Genomic DNA, 17,976 nt, shown 5'->3' with positions numbered 1-17,976 from the left:
CCGAGGCGCACGAGGCTCAGCCCCGGCGCGGTGCCTTCGTGCCGTGCCGGGCCGTGTACTCGTCCGCCAGCCACGGCCCGAGGTCCTCGACGTAACCGCGCAGCACCTCGGGGTCCGCGACGGGATCCACCGCGACGGCGGCCGCGGCCGCCACCTGGGCCGCGCGCTGCGGGTAGTACATGCCGAAGATCTCCGCGGATTCGCCGAGGTCGCTGGTCCAGCCGCCCCACCGCGGCATGACCAGGGTGAAGGCGGTGCGTACCAGGTGCCGGGAGAGGATCCGGCTCAGCGCCCGGTACTCCTCGGGGGTCGAGGCCTCCCGCACCCGTGTACGCCACCGGGGCAGCAGCTCGGCCAGGTCGCCGTTGGTCTCGCGGGCGAGCAGGCTGTCCGGCCGGTAGCGCGGCAGGTGCTCGGCCAGGTCCGCCCCGAGCAGCGGGGTGCACAGGCAGGCGAGGAACCAGCCCAGGTCGAATCGTTCCGCCTCGCTCAGTACGGCGACCTTGTCCTGGAGCAGGATGCCGACGCCGTCGACCTCGGGGAAGTCCTCGTCGAGTCCGCGGGCGAGCACCTCGGCGGTGTCCCGGTCCTCGTCGCAGGGCGCGTGGTGCAGGACGAGCAGCAGGTCGAGGTCGGACCGCCCGGGCCGGGCCGTCCCGCGGGGCACGGACCCGTAGAGGTACGCGCTGTGCAGCCGTCGGCCGTACGCCTCGGCGGTCCGGGTCCGCGCGGCCGCCACGACGGCCTTGAACTCGCCCGGCACCCACCCGAGGGAGCCCTCACGCTCGAAGTACCCGGACGCGTCCAGCCCTCTGTGCTCCATGACTCCACTGTGCCTGGCCGCCGGTCCGCGGCGGGCCGGCCGACGCCGCGCGTCGGGAGGCCGAGCCACGGCGGCGTGTCGGGCCCGGAAGACGCGTAGGGGTCCTGTCCGGGTGGACAGGACCCCTACGAACGGCTGTTGCCGGCGTCAGCGGGAGCGCTTCGCGAGGCGCTCCACGTCCAGCAGGATGACCGCACGGGCTTCCAGGCGCAGCCAGCCGCGGCCCGCGAAGTCGGCCAGGGCCTTGTTCACGGTCTCGCGCGAGGCGCCGACGAGCTGGGCGAGCTCCTCCTGCGTCAGGTCGTGCACCACGTGGATGCCCTCCTCCGACTGCACGCCGAAGCGGCGCGACAGGTCGAGGAGCGCCCGCGCCACACGGCCGGGAACGTCGGAGAAGACCAGGTCGGACATCTGGTCGTTGGTCTTGCGCAGGCGGCGGGCGACGGCGCGCAGCAGCGCGGTCGCGACCTCGGGCCGGGCGTTGAGCCAGGGCTGGAGGTCACCGTGGCCGAGGCCGAGGAGCTTGACCTCGGTCAGCGCGGTGGCGGTGGCGGTACGCGGGCCCGGGTCGAAGAGCGACAGCTCGCCGATCAGCTCGCCGGGGCCGAGGACGGCCAGCATGTTCTCGCGGCCGTCGGGGGAGGTGCGGTGGAGCTTCACCTTGCCCTCGGTCACGACATACAGCCGGTCGCCGGGGTCGCCCTCGTGGAACAGGGCGTCACCGCGTGCGAGGGTCACCTCGCCCATGGAGGCGCGGAGCTCCGCGGCCTGCTCGTCATCGAGCGCCGCGAAGAGCGGGGCGCGCCGCAGAACGTCGTCCACGAGTCTCTCTCCTATGTCGACCAGCTCAGGGGACCGTGCTCCCCATTTTGCCGGACGGCTCAAACAGTGCGATCAATCACAAGGATGCCGGACGGACGGGCGTGCTGTGCGGCGTGAGGCCAATCGGAGTGGTGTTACCTGAGGTCCGGGCGGGTGTCAGCGGCCGGCCTTAGGCTGGCCGGGTGTCCAATAAGCCGGTGAGAGCACAGGCCAAGGGGTCCGCCGGAGTGACGGAGCCCCAAAATTCTGCCGTGGGCGAACATGTCCCAGTGAAGACGTCCGCGAGGGCTGCGGCCACCCCTCAGGGCAAAGTTTCGGCCAAGAAACCGAAGTCGGCCAAGCCGGAATCGCACCTGGCCATGGTGCGCAGGGCGCGGCGCATCAACCGCGAACTGGCCGAGATCTATCCGTACGCCCATCCGGAGCTCGACTTCCGCAATCCCTTCGAGCTGCTCGTCGCGACGGTGCTGTCCGCCCAGACCACCGACCTACGGGTGAACCAGACGACCCCGGCCCTCTTCGCGGCCTACCCGACCCCCGAGGACATGGCCGCGGCCGCCCCGGAGGATCTGGAGGAGCTGATCCGGCCGACCGGGTTCTTCCGGGCCAAGTCGAGGTCCCTGCTCGGCCTCTCGCAGGCCCTGCGGGACAACTTCGGCGGGGAGGTGCCGGGCCGGATCGAGGACCTGGTGACGCTGCCCGGAGTGGGCCGCAAGACCGCGAACGTGGTTCTCGGCAATGCGTTCGGTGTCCCGGGGATCACGGTGGACACGCACTTCGGCCGGCTGGTGCGTCGCTGGAAGCTGACCGAGCAGGAGGACCCGGAGAAGGTCGAGGCGGAGATCTGCGCGATCTTCCCGAAGAGCGAGTGGACGATGCTCTCGCACCGGGTCGTCTTCCACGGCCGCCGGATCTGCCATGCGCGCAAGCCGGCCTGCGGGGCCTGTCCGATCGCCCCGCTCTGCCCGGCGTACGGGGAGGGCGAGACCGACCCGGAGAAGGCGAAGAAGCTGCTCAAGTACGAGAAGGGCGGTCAGCCCGGCCAGCGGCTCACCCCGCCCCCGGACTACCCGGGCCTCCCGGCCGCGCCGCTGGGCGGGGCTGTGGCGGCGCCGTAGCGGGCGTACGGGGCCGGTGGGAACCAAGGGGCGGTGGAGGGGCGTGGGACGCAGGGGGGGGGGCGCTGGTGCCCGGCCTCGTGGACTCGGGGGCACGGGGACTCAGGAACGAATCGGTACCCGGACCGCGTTTGCGGTGTGGGAGACGGCGCTTGACAGGACGACGCGGACAGAGGTGCCTATGACGCGCGGTACACGGGACGAGACCGGAACCACGGTGGGAGCCCGCGAGGGCGGCGGCCCGGCCGTCACCACCGACGGCCTGCCCGGATGGCTCGACCCCGTCGTCGAGGCGGCCCGGTCCGTCCAGCCGGGGCAGCTGAGCCGTTTCCTGCCGCCCGAGGACGGCCGCGGCCGGCAGTCCGCCGTGCTCGTCCTCTTCGGGGAGGGCTCCCGCGGCCCCGAGCTGCTCCTGATGGAGCGCGCCGGCACCCTGCGCTCGCACGCGGGTCAGCCGTCCTTCCCCGGCGGCGCGCTGGATCCGCAGGACGGTGATCCGCATACCACGGGCCCACTGCGGGCCGCGCTGCGCGAGGCCGAGGAGGAAACGGGGCTGGATCCTTCCGGCGTTCAACTCTTCGGCGTGCTGCCCCGGCTCTACATCCCGGTCAGCGAGTTCGTCGTCACCCCGGTCCTCGGCTGGTGGCGTGACCCCAGCCCGGTCGGAGCCGTGGACCTCGCCGAGACGGCGCGGGTCTTCACGGTTCCCGTGGCCGATCTCACGGATCCCGAACACCGGGTCACGACCGTTCATCCGAGCGGCCACCTGGGGCCGGGATTCACCGTCGAATCGGCTCTGGTCTGGGGATTCACCGCCGGAGTGATCGACCGGATCCTGCACTTCGCGGGTTGGGAGCGTCCGTGGGACCGCTCACGGCAGGTCCCGCTCGACTGGCGCGCGTGAGACGGTGGCCCACGTGAACGTGCTGGACATCCTGTTGCTGCTCGCCGCCGTATGGTTCGCGATCGTCGGCTACCGCCAGGGGTTCGTCGTCGGCATCCTGTCGGTGATCGGCTTCCTCGGCGGTGGTCTCATCGCCGTGTCCCTGCTCCCGCTGGTCTGGGACCGGGTGACGGACAACGGAACCCAGGTGTCCACCACGGTCGTCGTGATCTCCGTCGTCGTGATCATCATCTTCGCCTCGATCGGCCAGGCCCTGACCACCCATCTCGGGAGCAGACTCCGCCGCAAGATCACCTGGTCACCGGCGCGCGCGCTCGACGCGACCGGCGGCGCCCTGGTCAACGTGGTCGCGATGTTGCTCGTGGCGTGGCTGATCGGGCTGCTGGTGGCCCAGACCGCGCTGCCCAGCGTGGGCAAGGAGGTCCGTAACTCCAAGGTCCTCCTCGGCGTGTCGCGGGTACTGCCCGACCAGGCGGACACCTGGTTCTCGGACTTCAGCTCCACCCTCGCGCGCAACGGCTTCCCCCAGGTGTTCAGCCCGTTCTCCAACGAGCCCATCACCGAGGTGAAGGCGCCCGACCCGACGCTCGCCGGCAGTCCCGTCGCCGAGGTCGCGAAGCGTTCGATCGTGAAGGTCGTCGGTACCGCGCCCAGCTGCAGCAAGGTGCTGGAGGGCACGGGCTTCGTCTTCGCGCCCGGCAAGGTGATGACCAACGCGCACGTGGTCGGCGGGGTCAGCGAGCCGACCGTGCAGATCGGCGGCGAGGGCAAGCTGTACGACGCCAAGGTCGTGCTCTACGACTGGGCGCGCGACATCGCCGTCCTGGACGTGCCGAAGCTGAAGGCCCCGGTGCTGGAGTTCTCCGAGAAGGACGCGGCGAGCGGCAACGACGCGATCGTCGCGGGCTTCCCGGAGAACGGCGGGTACGACGTCCGGTCGGCCCGGGTCCGCGGGCGGATCAACGCCAACGGCCCGGACATCTACCACCGGGGCACCGTGCGACGGGACGTCTACTCGCTGTACGCGACGGTCCGCCAGGGCAACTCCGGCGGACCGCTGCTGACGCCCGACGGCAAGGTGTACGGAGTCGTCTTCGCGAAGTCCCTCGACGACCCCAACACCGGTTACGTGCTGACGGTCGACGAGATCCGCGACGACATCCGGGTCGGCCAGAACGCCGTACGTCGGGTCGACAGCCAGGGCTGCGCGCTCTGAGCCGACGCTCCCGCCGGGTCCCTACGTCCGTGGATGGCGCAGGCGCGCGGAGACCCAGCGGGCCCGTCGGCGCAGGATGAGCGGAATCCCGAGGCGGGGGTCGTGGCCGTGCCGGCCGGCCCTCTCGTAGGTGCCCGGCGTAGCTGCCGAGCGGCGTTCGTGCGCGGTGTCACCGTAGTCGTGCGTCCAGCTCATACTCCGAGCTGTGCCCGTGCCCCAAGGTCCGTAATCCCGTCCGGGGCGGCCAATTGGCCTATGCGCCAGGCAATTGAATGCTCGTAGGACAAGCACACGACCGAACTCCCGTCCGTTCAGGGGCGGTCGCCGGTTTCGAGGGCCCGTTCCTCCGCCGTCGCGGTGCCGTCGCGCGGCCCGCTCGGACGACGGAGCGGTCCGAGGTCCCGTCAGCGGTCCGGCTCGGGGTCCTTGAGCCAGTTGACCAGCTCGGACGAGAAGGCGACCGGGTCCTCCTCGTGCGGGAAGTGTCCCAGCCCGTCGAACAGCCGCCACCGGTAAGGTGCTTCGACGTACTCCCCGGAACCTGCGGCGCTGCGCGTACGCATCACCGGGTCCAGCGAGCCGTGCAGATGGAGCGTCGGCACCCGCACCGGACGCTTCATCCGCCGGTTGAACTGGATCCCGTCGGGCCGTGCCATCGACCGCATCATCCAGCGGTACGGCTCGATCGAGCAGTGCGCGGTGGACGGGATGCACATGGCCCGCCGGTACACGGCCAGATCCTCGTCCTCGGGCGGTCGCGGCCCCGACCAGTCCCGGATCAACTCCCCTACGAGCGCTCCATCGTCGGCGACGAGCTGCCGCTCGGGAACGAACGGCCGCTGGAAGCCCCAGATGTGGGAACTCGCCCGGGTCTGACCGAAGTCCGACAGCATCGCCGAGCGCCAGCGGCGCGGATGCGGCATGGAGGAGACCACGAGCCGGCGCACCAGCTTGGGCCGCATCACGGCCGCCGTCCAGGCGAGGTACCCGCCCAGGTCGTGCCCGACGAGCGCGGCGTCCGGCTCGCCGAGGGACCGTACGACTCCGGTGATGTCGAGCGCCAGGTTGGCGGGGTCGTAGCCGCGCGGGGTGCGGTCGCTGCCGCCCACCCCCCGCAGGTCCATCGCGACCGCCCGGTACCCGGCGTCGGCGAGCGCCACCATCTGGTGCCGCCAGGTCCACCAGAACTGCGGGAAGCCGTGCAGCAGCAGCACCAGCGGCCCGTCACCGAGTTCGGCGACGTGGAAGCGGGCGCCGTTGGCGGCGACGTCCCGGTGCATCACCGGCCGTGCGCCCGGAAGATCGAGCCGTACCGCCGTGGCAGCTGTGGGAGGAACGCTGGGGTCCGGCGTGGGCGCTGTCATGAGGACGAGCGTGCCACACCCACAGCCTTGTCACTCACCGGCCGCGGGTGCGGCTTGACGGTCTGGACCAGTGCGGCGGTCTGCTTGACGGAGGCGATGGACTTCTCCGGCGGCTTGACCTTCTTGAACTTGCGCACGCCGATCAGCACGAGCAGGCCCGCGATCAGCAGGAACGCGCCGCCGACGATGAGGAAGGACCACGCGAGTCCGAGCCCGAGGTTGTGGATCCCGTACGCCGCGGCGAAGGTCAGCACCGGGACGGAGAAGAGCGCGAGCACTCCCGCGGCCACCATCGAGGCGGAGCCGCTGCCCACGCGCTTGACGTCCTCGCGGATCTCCGCCTTGGCGAGGGCGATCTCGTCGTGCACCAGCGCGGACATCTCGGCGGTGGCCGAGGCGACCAGTTGGCCGAGTGTGCGCTCGGCTCCCTGCGCCTCTTGGTCCACTGCGCTCATCGCTCTCTCCCTCTGTCGTCTGCTGCCGGGCGGCGCGGCTGTCCTGCGTCGTCAGTCAGATCATGCCGGACGGTCGCCCTCGGCGGTGGACCCGGCTGCCGTTTGCAGCGCGGCGGCGGCCGCCTCCGCGGCCCTGCGGCGGTGTTCGGCGGCCCGGTCCTCGTAGATCCGGGCCATCCGCAGGTGGTACTCGGGGTTGTGCTCCTCGTAGATGTCCGGGATGCCGTCGTGGTCCTCGTCGCGCTCCTCGGCCTCGGTGAGCGCCCGGTACCTGCGGTTGCGGAGCTTGAGCATGACGCACGCGATCGCGGCCGCGATCAGGGAGCCGATCAGTACGGCGGCCTTGACCTCGGAGGTGAGGACGGCGTCGTCGGCGAAGGCGAGTTCGCCGATCAGGAGGGAGACGGTGAAGCCGATGCCGGCGAGTGAGGCCACGGCGAGCACGTCCGGCCAGGCGAGGTCCTCGTTCAGTTCGGCCTTGGTGAAGCGGGCCGCCAGCCAGGTGCCGCCGAAGATGCCCACCGCCTTGCCGATGACGAGGCCGAGCACCACGCCGAGGGCCTCGGGCCGGGTGAACACCTGGGCGATGGCCTTGTCGGAGAGCGAGACACCGGCGGAGAAGAGGGCGAAGAGCGGTACGGCGAGACCGGCCGACAGCGGTCGTACCAGGTGCTCGATGTGCTCACCGGGGGACTGCCGCTCGCCTTCGCGGCGGGTGCAGCGGAGCATCAGGCCCATGGCGACGCCGGCGATGGTGGCGTGGACGCCGCTGTTGTACATCAGGCCCCAGATGACCAGGGCGAGCGGAACGTAGACGTACCAGCCGTGCACCTCGCGGCGGAGCAGGAACCAGAAGAGGCCGAGGCCGACGAACGCGCCGCCGAGCGCCAGGAAGTCGATGTCGCTGGTGAAGAACACGGCGATGATCAGGATGGCGAAGAGGTCGTCGACGACGGCGAGGGTCAGCAGGAAGGCGCGCAGGGCCGACGGCAGCGAGGTGCCGATGACGGCGAGGACGGCGAGCGCGAAGGCGATGTCGGTGGCGGTCGGGACGGCCCAACCGTCCGTGGAGCCGTTGCCCAGGATGTTGACGACGACGTAGACCACCGCGGGGGCGATCATGCCGCACAGGGCGGCGATCACCGGGAGGGCGGCCGCCCGGGCATCGCGCAGATCGCCCGCGACGAGTTCGCGTTTGAGTTCGATGCCGGCGACGAAGAAGAAGATGGCGAGGAGGCCGTCCGCCGCCCAGTGCTGGAGCGAGAGGTCCAGGCCCAGGGCGGCGGGGCCGATGTGGAAGGACCCGACGTTGGAGTAGCTCTCCGAGACGGCGGGGATGTTCGCCCACAGGAGGGCGGCGATCGTGGCCACGAGGAGCAGCACGCCGCCGACGGTCTCGGCGCGCAGGGCGTCACCGACGAAGCGGAGCTCGGGCAGTGAGAGGCGGCCGAGCACTTTGGGGCTCTTGTGGTCGGTGGGGCTGGGCGCGGCCACGAGAGGGCACCTCCGGGGAGCGGTTGGACGGCATGGCGAAGCTCATTGCCGACCAGACTTCCCGGCGCACCCTGTGATGTTTCTTTACGCTTTGAATATTTTACAGGGCACGCGCGGGGACGTATCCGGTGATCATCACTTTAAGTGCGAAAGGGGCGCCCGGCGCGGTGCGCCGGGTGCCCCTTTCGGTGTGTCTCGGTGTGCCTCAGTCTTCGCTGCCGGCGGCCGGGAGCTTGCTCTGGATCAGGTCCATGACCGAGGAGTCGGCGAGCGTGGTGACGTCACCGACCGCGCGGTTCTCCGCCACGTCGCGCAGCAGACGGCGCATGATCTTGCCCGAGCGGGTCTTCGGCAGCTCCTGGACCGGCAGGATCCGCTTCGGCTTGGCGATCGGGCCCAGCGTGGCGCCCACGTGGTTGCGCAGGTCCGCGACCAGGTTCTCGGTCTCGGAGGCGCTGCCGCGCAGGATGACGAAGGCCACGATGGCCTGACCGGTGGTCTCGTCGGCGGCGCCGACCACGGCCGCCTCGGCGACCGACGGATGCGAGACGAGCGCCGACTCGACCTCGGTGGTCGAGATGTTGTGGCCGGACACCAGCATCACGTCGTCCACCCGGCCGAGCAGCCAGATGTCGCCGTCGTCGTCCTTCTTGGCGCCGTCACCGGCGAAGTACTTGCCCTCGAAGCGCGACCAGTAGGTGTCGATGAACCGCTGGTCGTCGCCCCAGATGGTGCGGAGCATCGACGGCCACGGCTCGGTGAGGACCAGGTAGCCGCCCCCGCCGTTCGGGACCTCGTGCGCCTCGTCGTCCACGACGGTGGCGGAGATTCCGGGCAGGGCGCGCTGGGCGGAGCCCGGCTTGGTGGCGGTGACGCCCGGCAGCGGGGAGATCATCATCGCGCCGGTCTCGGTCTGCCACCAGGTGTCCACGATCGGGCAGCGGTCGCCGCCGATGTGCTTGCGGTACCAGATCCAGGCCTCGGGGTTGATCGGCTCGCCGACCGAGCCCAGCACGCGCAGGCTCGACAGGTCGAACTTCGCGGGGATGTCGTCGCCCCACTTCATGAACGTACGGATCGCCGTGGGCGCGGTGTACAGGATGGTGACGCCGTACTTCTGGACGACCTCCCAGAACCGGCCCTGGTGCGGGGTGTCCGGCGTGCCCTCGTACATGACCTGGGTGGCGCCGTTCGCGAGCGGCCCGTAGACGATGTAGGAGTGCCCGGTCACCCAGCCGATGTCGGCGGTGCACCAGTAGACGTCGGTCTCCGGCTTGAGGTCGAAGACCGCGTGGTGGGTGTACGCCGCCTGCGTGAGGTAGCCGCCGGAGGTGTGCAGGATGCCCTTGGGCTTACCCGTGGTCCCCGAGGTGTAGAGGATGAAGAGCGGGTGCTCGGCGTCGAAGGGCTGCGGGGTGTGCTCGGCGGACTGCCGCTCGACCACCTCGTGCCACCAGACGTCGCGGCCCTCGGTGAAGGCGGTGTCCTGGCCGGTGCGGCGCACCACGAGCACGTGCTCGACCTGCGGACACTTGGCGACGGCCTCGTCGATGGCGGGCTTCAGGGCGCTGGGCTTGCCGCGGCGGTAGCCGCCGTCGGCGGTGATGACCAGCTTGGCGTCGGCGTCCTGGATGCGGGAGGCGACCGCGTCGGCGGAGAAGCCGCCGAAGACCACGGAGTGCGCGGCGCCGACGCGGGCGCACGCGAGCATCGCGACGACCGCCTCGGGGATCATCGGGAGGTAGACGGCGACCCGGTCGCCGGCCTCGACACCCAGCTCGGTCAGGGCGTTGGCGGTCTTGGAGACCTCGTCCTTGAGCTCGGCGTAGGTGATCGCGCGGCTGTCGCCGGGCTCGCCCTCGAAGTGGATGGCGACGCGGTCGCCGTTGCCAGCCTCGACGTGGCGGTCCACGCAGTTGTACGCGACGTTGAGCTTGCCGTCCGCGAACCACTTCGCGAAGGGCGGGTTCGTCCAGTCGAGCGTCTCGGTCGGCTCGGTGGCCCAGGTCAGCCGCCGGGCCTGCTCGGCCCAGAAGCCCAGCCGGTCCGCGTCGGCCTGTGCGTACGCAGCCTCGGTCACGTTGGCGGCGGCGGCCAGATCGGCGGGCGGTGCGAACCGCCGCTCCTCCTTGAGCAGATTGGCCAGGCTCTCATTGCTCACGACATCTCCCTTTCCCAGGGTGTCCGTTGTGTCCCCGGGCATAGCTCATCAGTCAGCGGCCCAGGTGACAAGGGGTAGCCGAGAATTGGTTTAGACCTATATCACGATCCGGGCCGCGCGAGAACGGAGTGCGAATGGCCCCTCCCCGCCGCAAGGGGCGGGAAGGGGCCAAACGATTGCACGATTACGGGAGAGTATCGGTTCAGGCGTGCTGGCCCACGCTGTCGAAGACCCGGCAGTCGAAGAAGTCCTCGCCCTCGGACAGCAGATACGCCTGCGCCTCGCCCACGTGGAAGTACATCCCGTGCAGCTCCAGGGTGCCCTCGGCGAGTCGCCTGGCCACCGATTCGTGAGCCCGCAGATGCTCCAGCTGCTGGACCACATTGGTCAGGCACAGCTGCTCCACCGCGTCCGCCGGGAGCCGTCCCGAGATCCGGGCCCAGGCGTGGTGGCGGCTGGCCATCCGCTCCAGGCTGGGCAGCCCGTGCCGCAGCCAGCGCCGCAGCGGGGTCATCGGGGCGCCGGGCGTGGAGGAGAGCAGGGCCTGCATGGCGCCGCAGCCCGAGTGCCCGCACACCGTGATGCTGTCGACCTTCAGTACGTCCACGGCGTACTCGATGGCCGCGGCCACGGAATCGTCGGTGGACTCCGCGCCGGGCAGCGGGACCAGATTGCCGACGTTGCGGACGGTGAACAGGTCACCCGGGCCACTGGCCGTGATCATGCTGGTCACCAGTCGGGAGTCCGCGCAGGTGAGGAAGAGCTGGGAGGGTCGTTGCCCCTCACGGGCCAGGCGGGCCAGCTCGTCGCGCACATGGGGTGCGGTGTCCCGCTGGAAGGCGTTGATCCCACTGGCCAGTTGGCCCGCGCCGCGCCGCCGGGGCGCGCTCGGAGCGACCTTCTCGGTTGCTTCCGTCCCTGCCCCTGCCTCCGTCCCGGTGGCTGTCGCCGCTGCCTCGGCCGCGGCGGCGGCAGTGATCGTACGGGTGCCCGCGGGACGGTGGTCGCAGTGGTTCTGCCACGGTGTCCAGGGCCGGCAGCACTGGTGCGCCCCGCGGTGCGGTGTGCGGCGGGACCGATCCCCGTGGTGGCTCGTGTCGGCGGGCCGACCGTCGGGCCCGTCGGCGGGCGCGGCAACAGCCGTGGCCTCGGGCAGTCGTGCCGACGATCCGGCGCGGCCGGTCACCTCCAGCGAGCCGCCGTGTGCCAGGTGGGATGCCTGCCAGTCGTGCAGCGTCTCGTAGGCGGCGTGGTCCATGAACGAGCCGTCCAGCTCGACCACCGCGTGCCCGTCGTGCGGAATCTGGTTCAGCACCCGGCTCAGCCGGGGCACCGCGAGGAAGGTCAACTGCCCGCGCGCCCTTACCCGGTGGACCCCGTTGTCCAGTCGCTCCACGGTGATCCGGGTCCGGGCGAGCCGGTGCAGGGCCAGCGCGACGGCCACCGCGATACCGATGGCGACGCCTTCGAGGACCCCGCCGAGGACCACGGCGACGATGGTCGTGCCGTAGACCACGATCTCCCGGTGCCGGGTGACATTGCGCAGGTGCGTGATGCTCACCATCTGCACGCCGACCGCCATCACGAGGGCGGCCAGCGCGGCGAGCGGGATCAGGTCGAGGACCGGGACGAGCAGGCCTGCCGCGAGCACGACCCAGAGGCCGTGCAGCATGGTCGATCTCCGGCTGACCGCACCGGACTTGACGTTGGCCACGCTGCGGACGGCCACACCGGAGACGGGCAGTCCGCCGAGCGCGCCGGAGACGATGTTCGCCGCGCCCTGTCCCCACAGCTCACGGTTGAGGTCGGCGCGCGGCGGACGGTTGTCCGCACCCCGCTCGGAGGCGATCAACTTGTCCGTCGCGACCGCGGACAGCAGGGACTGCACGCTGCCGACCAGGGCGATGGTCAGGACGGCGGCGAGGATGCCGAGGATCGGACCTTCGGGCAGCTCGGGCAGGGCGTGGCTGCGCCAGGACGGCAGGTCCACCCGGGGCAGCGCGAGCCCGGACAGTGAGGCGGCGGCGGTTGCCACGGCCACGGCGGCCAGCGCGGCGGGTGCCTTGCGCAGGATTCGGCCGGCCCGTCCCGGCAGCCACGGCCAGGCGAGCAGCACGGCGAGGGTCAGGGTGCTGACGCCGAGCGCCGCGGGGTGCAGATCCGCCAACTGGGCGGGCAGTCCGACCACGTTGGCCACGGCGGAGCTCTGGGGGTTGCCGCCGAGCACGATGTGCAGCTGGGCGAGGGCGATCGTCACGCCGATCCCGGCGAGCAGGCCGTGGACGATGGCGGGGCTGACCATGAGGGCGGACCGGGCCGTGCGCAGCGCGGCGAGGCCGAGCTGGAACACGCCGGCGAGCACGGTGATGGCGCAGGTGGTGCGCCATCCGTAGTGCTGGATCAACTCGGCGGTGACCACGGTGAGTCCGGCGGCGGGCCCGCTCACCTGGAGCGGAGCGCCACCGAGCCACCCGCCGACGATCCCGCCGACCGCCGCGGCGACCAGCCCCGCCTGGAGCGGGGCGCCGGTGGCCAGGGCGATGCCGAGCGAGAGCGGCAGGGCGATCAGGAAGACGGCGATGGAGGCGGAGAGGTCTGTCGGGAAGTCTTTGCGGATCTCCCGGGTCGTGCGAGTAGGGGAAGTGACTGTCATGGGTTCCCGTCTCCTCGGGGGAGGGATGAAGCGGCGGGAGTCTCAACACTCGGTAAATGGATGGTAATGGAGAGTAAAGGTGAGCGGTGAATAATACGGGCAAATGGCATACGAATTAGCGCTCAAGGGTGATTAAGCATCTTGTCCGGCTTGTCATACCTTCTCCCGAGCGGACCGCATGGGACGTTGCGGCGCGGAAGTCCTGCGATGGAACTGCGAGGGAGAGGTGGGGCGGATGATCGCCGCCACGAAGAAGATCGCCGGCGGCCTGGTCGCCACGGCGCTGGTCCTGGGGGCCGCCGGGTGCAGCGCTTCGGGTCCCGCCAAGTACCCGGCTCCCGGGGCCCCGAACGCGCTGAAGGGGGCCGCCGCCCCGGAGGCCCCCGGCAGCGTCAACCGGCCCATCGGCGACGGCTCGACCGCGTACACCGGCATGCAGCCGAACGTGCGGAAGCCGCAGAAGCTCAAGCCCGGCGAGAAGCCGCCGCAGTTCGTGGTGTTCTCGTGGGACGGGGCCGGCGAGGACAGTCAGAAGCTCTTCTCGCACTTCCGGGAAGTCGGCAAGAAGTACAACGCCCGCATGACGTACTTCCTGAGCGGCGTCTACATGCTCCCGGAGGAGAAACGTTCCCTCTACACGGCGCCCCAGCACGAGCCCGGCCGCTCCGACATCGGCTTCGGCGACCTCCAGGGCATCAAGGACACCGCCACCCAGGTCCGCGCGGCCTGGCTGGAGGGCAATGAGATCGGCACGCACTTCAACGGGCACTTCTGCGGCCCCGACGGCGGCGTCGGCACCTGGTCCGTGGAGGAGTGGAAGAGCGAGATCAACCAGGCCAAGTCGTTCGTCAAGAACTGGAAGACCAACTCCGGCCTGAAGGATCAGGAAGCGCTCCCCTTCAACTACGACAAGGAGCTCATCGGCGCCCGGACCCCGTGTCTGGAAGGCCAGAAGAACTTCATGCTGGCGGCGAAGGACATGGGCTTCCGCTACGACTCCAGCGGCATCAGCAAGCAGATCTGGCCCAAGAAGACGGACGGGCTCTGGGACATCCCGCTCCAGCTGGTGCCCATGCCGGGGCGTGCCTTCGACACCCTGAGCATGGACTACAACTACATGGTCAACCAGTCGGGGACGACATCGCAGGGCGACCCCTCCCAGCACGCGTACTGGGGCGACCAGATGCGCGACGGCCTGCGCGAGGCCTTCGACCGGGTCTACCAGGGCAACCGCGCACCGCTGATCATCGGCAATCACTTCGAGTCCTGGAACGGCGGCACCTACATGCGCGCCGTCGAGGAGTCCATCAAGACGATGTGCACCCAGAAGGAGGTCCGCTGCGTCCCCTTCCGCGAACTGGCGGACTGGCTGGACGCGCAGGACCCGAAGGCCCTGGAGTGGATGCGCACCCTCGACGTCGGCGAGGCGCCGAAGGAGGGCTGGGCGAAGTTCCTGACCGCGGGGCCGCCGGCGGCGCCGGCCGCCCCCGCGGGCGTCACGCCGGCTGCGGAGCCGGCCGCGGAGAGTGCGGACGAGGGCTGACGAGCGCCTCGGCCCCCTCACCCAGGACGAAATCGGGGTCGACCTGGTCCGCCAGGTCGACCCCGGTCTTGGCGTTGCCCCAGCTCTCCGCGTTCTTGAGGTGGAAGCTCACCATCTGCTCCGTGTACCGGGACCAGTCGCGGTGCGCGTACGAGTCGTCGGCGGCGTCCTGGAGCTCCTGGAGGGCGAACCGGTTGGACGCCTCCAGCAGCTCGAAGGGGGCGGGGCGGCCCTTCTCCATCGCCCGCACCCAGTCGGAGTGCCCGACGGTGACCAGCAGGTCCTCGCCCACTTCGTCCTGGAGGAACTCGATGTCCTCGGGCCCCTGCACCTTGTTGCCGATGACCTTGAGCGCGACCCCGAAGTCCCGCGCGTACTCCTTGTACTGGCGGTAGACGGACACGCCCTTGCGGGTCGGTTCGGCGACCAGGAAGGTCACGTCGAAGCGGGTGAACATGCCCGAGGCGAAGGAGTCCGAGCCGGCCGTCATGTCGACGACCACGTACTCGTCCGGGCCGTCGACCAGGTGGTTGAGGCAGAGTTCGACCGCTCCGACCTTGGAGTGGTAGCAGGCCACACCCAGGTCGGCCTCGGTGAACGGCCCGGTGGCCATGAGCCGTACGGGCTCCCCGTCGAGCAGGAGCGTGCGCGCACAGGCGTCGTACACCGGGTTGTCCTCGGTGACGCGCAGCAGGCGCGAGCCGCGACCGGGCGGGGTGGTCTTGATCATCGTGTCGGCGGACGCGATGCGTGGGTTGGAGCCCCGCAGGTACTCCTTGATCAGGGGCAGGTGCGCGCCGAGGGCGGGCAGTTCGGCCGCCTCCTCCTCGGTGAGGCCCAGCGCGGCGCCCAGGTGCTGGTTGATGTCGGCGTCCACCGCGACGACAGGGGCTTCGTTGGCGGCGAGGTGGCGGATGAAGAGGGAGGACAGGGTCGTCTTGCCGCTGCCGCCCTTTCCTGCGAAAGCGATCTTCATGTTCACCAAGCGTAGTGGTTCGATAGCGCTGTGTTGTCAAGGTGAGTGAAGAAGACCACTCCAAGGAGGGGTCGGTGCTATGGGTGCGCAGTGCGTAGGCTCCCTACTTATGAGTAGCGCTTCTGACCCGCTGGCCCCCCTGGCCGGGCTGCCTGGTGTCGCCGAGTCCGTGGATTCCGTACGCAAGGCCGTGGACCGCGTCTACGGGCACCGGGTGATGCGCCGCCGCAGCGGTGAGATCACCTCGGAGGCCGCCCTGCGCGGCGCCCGCGGGAGCGCGGCGCTCTCCGGTGCGGACTGGGCGCTGGAGGAGGTGCGCCGCCGGACCGACTTCGGGTCGGAGCCGGAGGCGCTGACGGTGGGTGCGGCGCTGCGACTCACGGCCGAGGCCGGCCAGCTGCTGAGCATCTGGCGGCAGTCACCGCTCCGGGTCCTGGCGCGGCTGCACCTGGTGGCGTGCGGGTCGACGGCGGACGGCGACGTGGTGGGCCGGCCCCGGCTGGCGGGCGAGCCGGTGACGGAGCCCCTGGTCGAACTTCCGCTGCCGAGCGCACAGGAGGTGGCGGGTCGTCTCGACGGGCTGTCCCGCCTGATCATCGCGGGCGGCTCCGCCCCGGCCCTGATCACGGCCGCGGTGGTGCACGGGGAGCTGCTGGCGCTGCGTCCGTTCGCCTCGTACAACGGGCTGGTCGCGCGGGCGGCCGAGCGGATCGTCCTGATCAACAGCGGTCTGGACCCCAAGGCCATCTGCCCGGCGGAGGTCGGCCACGCGGAGCAGGGGAGCGAGGCCTATCTGGCCGCCTTCGAGGGGTACCTCTCCGGGACCGCGGAGGGCATGTCCGCCTGGATCGCGCACTGTGGTCGGGCGATCGAACTGGGTGTCCGTGAGTCGACGGCGGTCTGCGAGGCCCTGCAGCGCGGCGCGGCCTGAGCCGCCCGTTTTCATCCGTTCGGCCCCGGGTCCGGGGTGTTCGGGCTCCGGACATGGGTTGCGGCGACACCGTCTTGCTTTGGTGTCGCCGCTGGCATTTACGCCCAGTTACCAAGCGTCCTCGATATGTGCCCATCAGGTCGGGGTCTTTGCCCGTCACCTGGTGCGGCTGGCCCGTAATCGACGGGTCGACGTCGCGTGGGTGCTCGGCGCTCATGCTTCGGTCCGTGGGCCTTACTGCGTTTTAAAGATGATCCTCTCGGATGTTCTTTGGTCTCGCGGGCCGTTGCTTTATTTGTACTCCGCTTCGGAGCCATGCGAAACCCCTGGCTCCACTTTTTACTTTCCGGGGCGATCAAGGGCGAACCGGACGGATCTTATCCGCGCAGGTCAGGACATTCAGGCAGAGCGGGTCGCGGCCAGGGCGTGGGCGCGGCGGCGGCTCGCGTACCAGACCAGCCCGGCCGTGGCGGCTGCCGCGCCCACGGCCGCCGCGGCGACCAGGGCGGGCCGGGTCGGCATGGACAGCCCGGGAAGGCGCTGCTTCAGCCGCACGGGCCGGTTGAAGACCAGGACCGGCCACTCACGCGCCACGGCTTCCCGCCGCAGCGCCCGGTCGGGGTTGACGGCGTGCGGATGTCCGACCGCTTCGAGCATCGGGACGTCGGTGGCCGAGTCGCTGTAGGCGTAGCACCGGGAGAGGTCGTACCCCTCGGACTCCGCGAGTTCGCGTACGGCCTCCGCCTTGGTGGGTCCGTAGGCGTAGTACTCGATCTCGCCGGTGAAGCAGCCGTCCTCACCCACGACCATGCGGGTGGCGACGACCCGGTCCGCGCCGAGCATCTCCCCGATGGGCTCGACGACTTCCGCGCCGGAGGTGGAGACGATCACCACGTCGCGGCCCGCGGTGTGGTGGGCCTCGATGAGGGACGCGGCCTCGTCGTAGATGATCGGGTCGATGAGGTCGTGCAGGGTCTCGGCGACGATCTCGCGCACCTGCTGCACGTTCCACCCCTTGCAGAGGGCGGACAGGTACTCCCGCATCCGTTCCATCTGATCGTGGTCGGCGCCGCCGGCCAGGAAGATGAACTGCGTGTACGCGGTGCGCAACACGGCTCGCCGGTTGATCAGGCCGCCTTGGTAGAAGGACTTGCTGAACGTCAAGGTGCTCGACTTCGCAATGACCGTCTTGTCCAGGTCGAAGAAGGCTGCGGTGCGAGGCGAGGAGTGCGGCAAGGGCTGATTTTCCACGCCCCGAGCATATGCGCCCACCATTCGGCGTAAGGTGTGGCGCGTGGGTTTGCCTGAGAAGGCTCTCGGGTACACCATGGAAGTCACGGATCGTTCGCGACCGTGCTAACCCGGTCTGGCTCCTCCCCCCCCGAGTCGGACCGTGGGGACGACCCCCGCTCTCCCCCCCGGCGGGGGTCGTCGCATGTCCGGACGCGGTTCGCGTCCCTGCCTTCGGCCCCAAGTGACCATCCTCCGGCCCCTCCTCCTGTGCGGGGCCGACGTG

General features: G+C 70.4%; 15 protein-coding genes. 5 read left to right on the top strand and 10 right to left on the bottom strand.

Features of this window, described 5'->3' with window-relative positions; translation table 11 throughout:
- Positions 1–16: 16 nt before the first annotated feature.
- Both ACWG52_RS17315 and ACWG52_RS17310 read right to left on the bottom strand, forming a co-directional pair.
- Positions 17–823: a nucleotidyltransferase domain-containing protein gene (locus ACWG52_RS17315; RefSeq protein ID WP_389803667.1), complete on the bottom strand. Its 807-nt coding sequence runs from the start codon at positions 821–823 to the stop codon at positions 17–19.
- Positions 824–970: 147 nt separating this feature from the next.
- Positions 971–1,645: a Crp/Fnr family transcriptional regulator gene (locus tag ACWG52_RS17310; protein WP_003981529.1), complete on the bottom strand. Its 675-nt coding sequence runs from the start codon at positions 1,643–1,645 to the stop codon at positions 971–973.
- 269 nt (positions 1,646–1,914) lie between these two features.
- Between ACWG52_RS17310 and nth the strand changes: the two genes are divergently transcribed.
- The 3 genes from nth (at position 1,915) to ACWG52_RS17295 (ending at position 4,883) form a co-directional block, all read left to right on the top strand.
- Complete coding sequence (gene nth / locus ACWG52_RS17305; protein WP_266352768.1) at positions 1,915–2,763, top strand: endonuclease III; 849 nt, start codon at positions 1,915–1,917, stop codon at positions 2,761–2,763.
- A gap of 181 nt (positions 2,764–2,944) precedes the next feature.
- Positions 2,945–3,667 carry an NUDIX hydrolase gene (locus tag ACWG52_RS17300; protein WP_033219362.1) on the top strand — a complete coding sequence of 241 codons (723 nt, stop codon included), beginning with the start codon at positions 2,945–2,947 and terminating at the stop codon, positions 3,665–3,667.
- A 13-nt stretch (positions 3,668–3,680) separates the two neighbouring features.
- A complete protein-coding gene (locus ACWG52_RS17295) occupies positions 3,681–4,883 on the top strand; it encodes a MarP family serine protease (RefSeq protein WP_161296560.1) in 1,203 nt (400 codons plus the stop codon).
- Between the two features lie 21 nt (positions 4,884–4,904).
- Here ACWG52_RS17295 and ACWG52_RS17290 read toward each other — a convergent pair whose 3' ends face one another.
- From ACWG52_RS17290 to ACWG52_RS17265, 6 genes are all read right to left on the bottom strand, one after another.
- Positions 4,905–5,078 (bottom strand): hypothetical protein, encoded by a 174-nt coding sequence (locus ACWG52_RS17290; RefSeq protein WP_167745540.1) that lies wholly within the window; start codon positions 5,076–5,078, stop codon positions 4,905–4,907.
- Positions 5,079–5,287: 209 nt separating this feature from the next.
- Positions 5,288–6,247, bottom strand: coding sequence for an alpha/beta fold hydrolase (locus tag ACWG52_RS17285; protein WP_389803657.1), 960 nt, complete (start codon positions 6,245–6,247; stop codon positions 5,288–5,290).
- Positions 6,244–6,702, bottom strand: coding sequence for a phage holin family protein (locus ACWG52_RS17280; RefSeq protein WP_030755886.1), 459 nt, complete (start codon positions 6,700–6,702; stop codon positions 6,244–6,246). The genes ACWG52_RS17285 and ACWG52_RS17280 overlap by 4 nt, the downstream gene beginning before the upstream one ends.
- Positions 6,703–6,762: 60 nt before the next feature.
- Positions 6,763–8,196, bottom strand: coding sequence for a Na+/H+ antiporter NhaA (gene nhaA, locus ACWG52_RS17275; protein ID WP_389803654.1), 1,434 nt, complete (start codon positions 8,194–8,196; stop codon positions 6,763–6,765).
- Between the two features lie 205 nt (positions 8,197–8,401).
- Positions 8,402–10,399 (bottom strand): acetate--CoA ligase, encoded by a 1,998-nt coding sequence (gene acs / locus ACWG52_RS17270; RefSeq protein WP_389803651.1) that lies wholly within the window; start codon positions 10,397–10,399, stop codon positions 8,402–8,404.
- A 160-nt stretch (positions 10,400–10,559) separates the two neighbouring features.
- A complete protein-coding gene (locus ACWG52_RS17265) occupies positions 10,560–13,010 on the bottom strand; it encodes a SulP family inorganic anion transporter (protein ID WP_389803649.1) in 2,451 nt (816 codons plus the stop codon).
- Positions 13,011–13,245: 235 nt separating this feature from the next.
- Between ACWG52_RS17265 and ACWG52_RS17260 the strand changes: the two genes are divergently transcribed.
- On the top strand, positions 13,246–14,553 hold the full coding sequence (locus ACWG52_RS17260) for a polysaccharide deacetylase family protein (RefSeq protein WP_389803646.1): 1,308 nt from the start codon (positions 13,246–13,248) through the stop codon (positions 14,551–14,553).
- Here the strand turns inward: ACWG52_RS17260 and ACWG52_RS17255 are convergent.
- A complete protein-coding gene (locus ACWG52_RS17255; protein ID WP_453128950.1) occupies positions 14,507–15,529 on the bottom strand; it encodes an ATP-binding protein in 1,023 nt (340 codons plus the stop codon). The two genes, ACWG52_RS17260 and ACWG52_RS17255, sit on opposite strands and share 47 nt — an antisense overlap.
- A gap of 109 nt (positions 15,530–15,638) precedes the next feature.
- Here ACWG52_RS17255 and ACWG52_RS17250 point away from each other — a divergent pair, with 109 nt between their 5' ends.
- Positions 15,639–16,460: a Fic family protein gene (locus ACWG52_RS17250; protein ID WP_161296571.1), complete on the top strand. Its 822-nt coding sequence runs from the start codon at positions 15,639–15,641 to the stop codon at positions 16,458–16,460.
- A gap of 399 nt (positions 16,461–16,859) precedes the next feature.
- Here the strand turns inward: ACWG52_RS17250 and ACWG52_RS17245 are convergent, their stop codons facing one another.
- Positions 16,860–17,735 carry an HAD family hydrolase gene (locus tag ACWG52_RS17245; protein ID WP_051763154.1) on the bottom strand — a complete coding sequence of 292 codons (876 nt, stop codon included), beginning with the start codon at positions 17,733–17,735 and terminating at the stop codon, positions 16,860–16,862.
- Positions 17,736–17,976: the final 241 nt, after the last annotated feature.

It is taken from the genome of Streptomyces sp. CLCI03 (genome assembly GCF_053615355.1).
Note: the sequence above shows the minus strand (reverse complement) of the source record. Positions and strands in the feature narration are given on the sequence as shown.

What these genes read in the sequence shown, in the direction of transcription:
- ACWG52_RS17315 (WP_389803667.1), bottom strand. Translation starts at nt 823, where the DNA reads ATGGAGCACAGAGGGCTGGACGCGTCCGGGTACTTCGAGCGTGAGGGC.
- ACWG52_RS17300 (WP_033219362.1), top strand. Translation starts at nt 2,945, where the DNA reads ATGACGCGCGGTACACGGGACGAGACCGGAACCACGGTGGGAGCCCGC.
- ACWG52_RS17290 (WP_167745540.1), bottom strand. Translation starts at nt 5,078, where the DNA reads ATGAGCTGGACGCACGACTACGGTGACACCGCGCACGAACGCCGCTCG.
- ACWG52_RS17285 (WP_389803657.1), bottom strand. Translation starts at nt 6,247, where the DNA reads ATGACAGCGCCCACGCCGGACCCCAGCGTTCCTCCCACAGCTGCCACG.
- ACWG52_RS17280 (WP_030755886.1), bottom strand. Translation starts at nt 6,702, where the DNA reads ATGAGCGCAGTGGACCAAGAGGCGCAGGGAGCCGAGCGCACACTCGGC.
- acs (WP_389803651.1), bottom strand. Translation starts at nt 10,399, where the DNA reads ATGCCCGGGGACACAACGGACACCCTGGGAAAGGGAGATGTCGTGAGC.
- ACWG52_RS17265 (WP_389803649.1), bottom strand. Translation starts at nt 13,010, where the DNA reads ATGACAGTCACTTCCCCTACTCGCACGACCCGGGAGATCCGCAAAGAC.
- ACWG52_RS17260 (WP_389803646.1), top strand. Translation starts at nt 13,246, where the DNA reads ATGATCGCCGCCACGAAGAAGATCGCCGGCGGCCTGGTCGCCACGGCG.
- ACWG52_RS17255 (WP_453128950.1), bottom strand. Translation starts at nt 15,529, where the DNA reads ATGAAGATCGCTTTCGCAGGAAAGGGCGGCAGCGGCAAGACGACCCTG.
- ACWG52_RS17250 (WP_161296571.1), top strand. Translation starts at nt 15,639, where the DNA reads ATGAGTAGCGCTTCTGACCCGCTGGCCCCCCTGGCCGGGCTGCCTGGT.
- ACWG52_RS17245 (WP_051763154.1), bottom strand. Translation starts at nt 17,735, where the DNA reads ATGGTGGGCGCATATGCTCGGGGCGTGGAAAATCAGCCCTTGCCGCAC.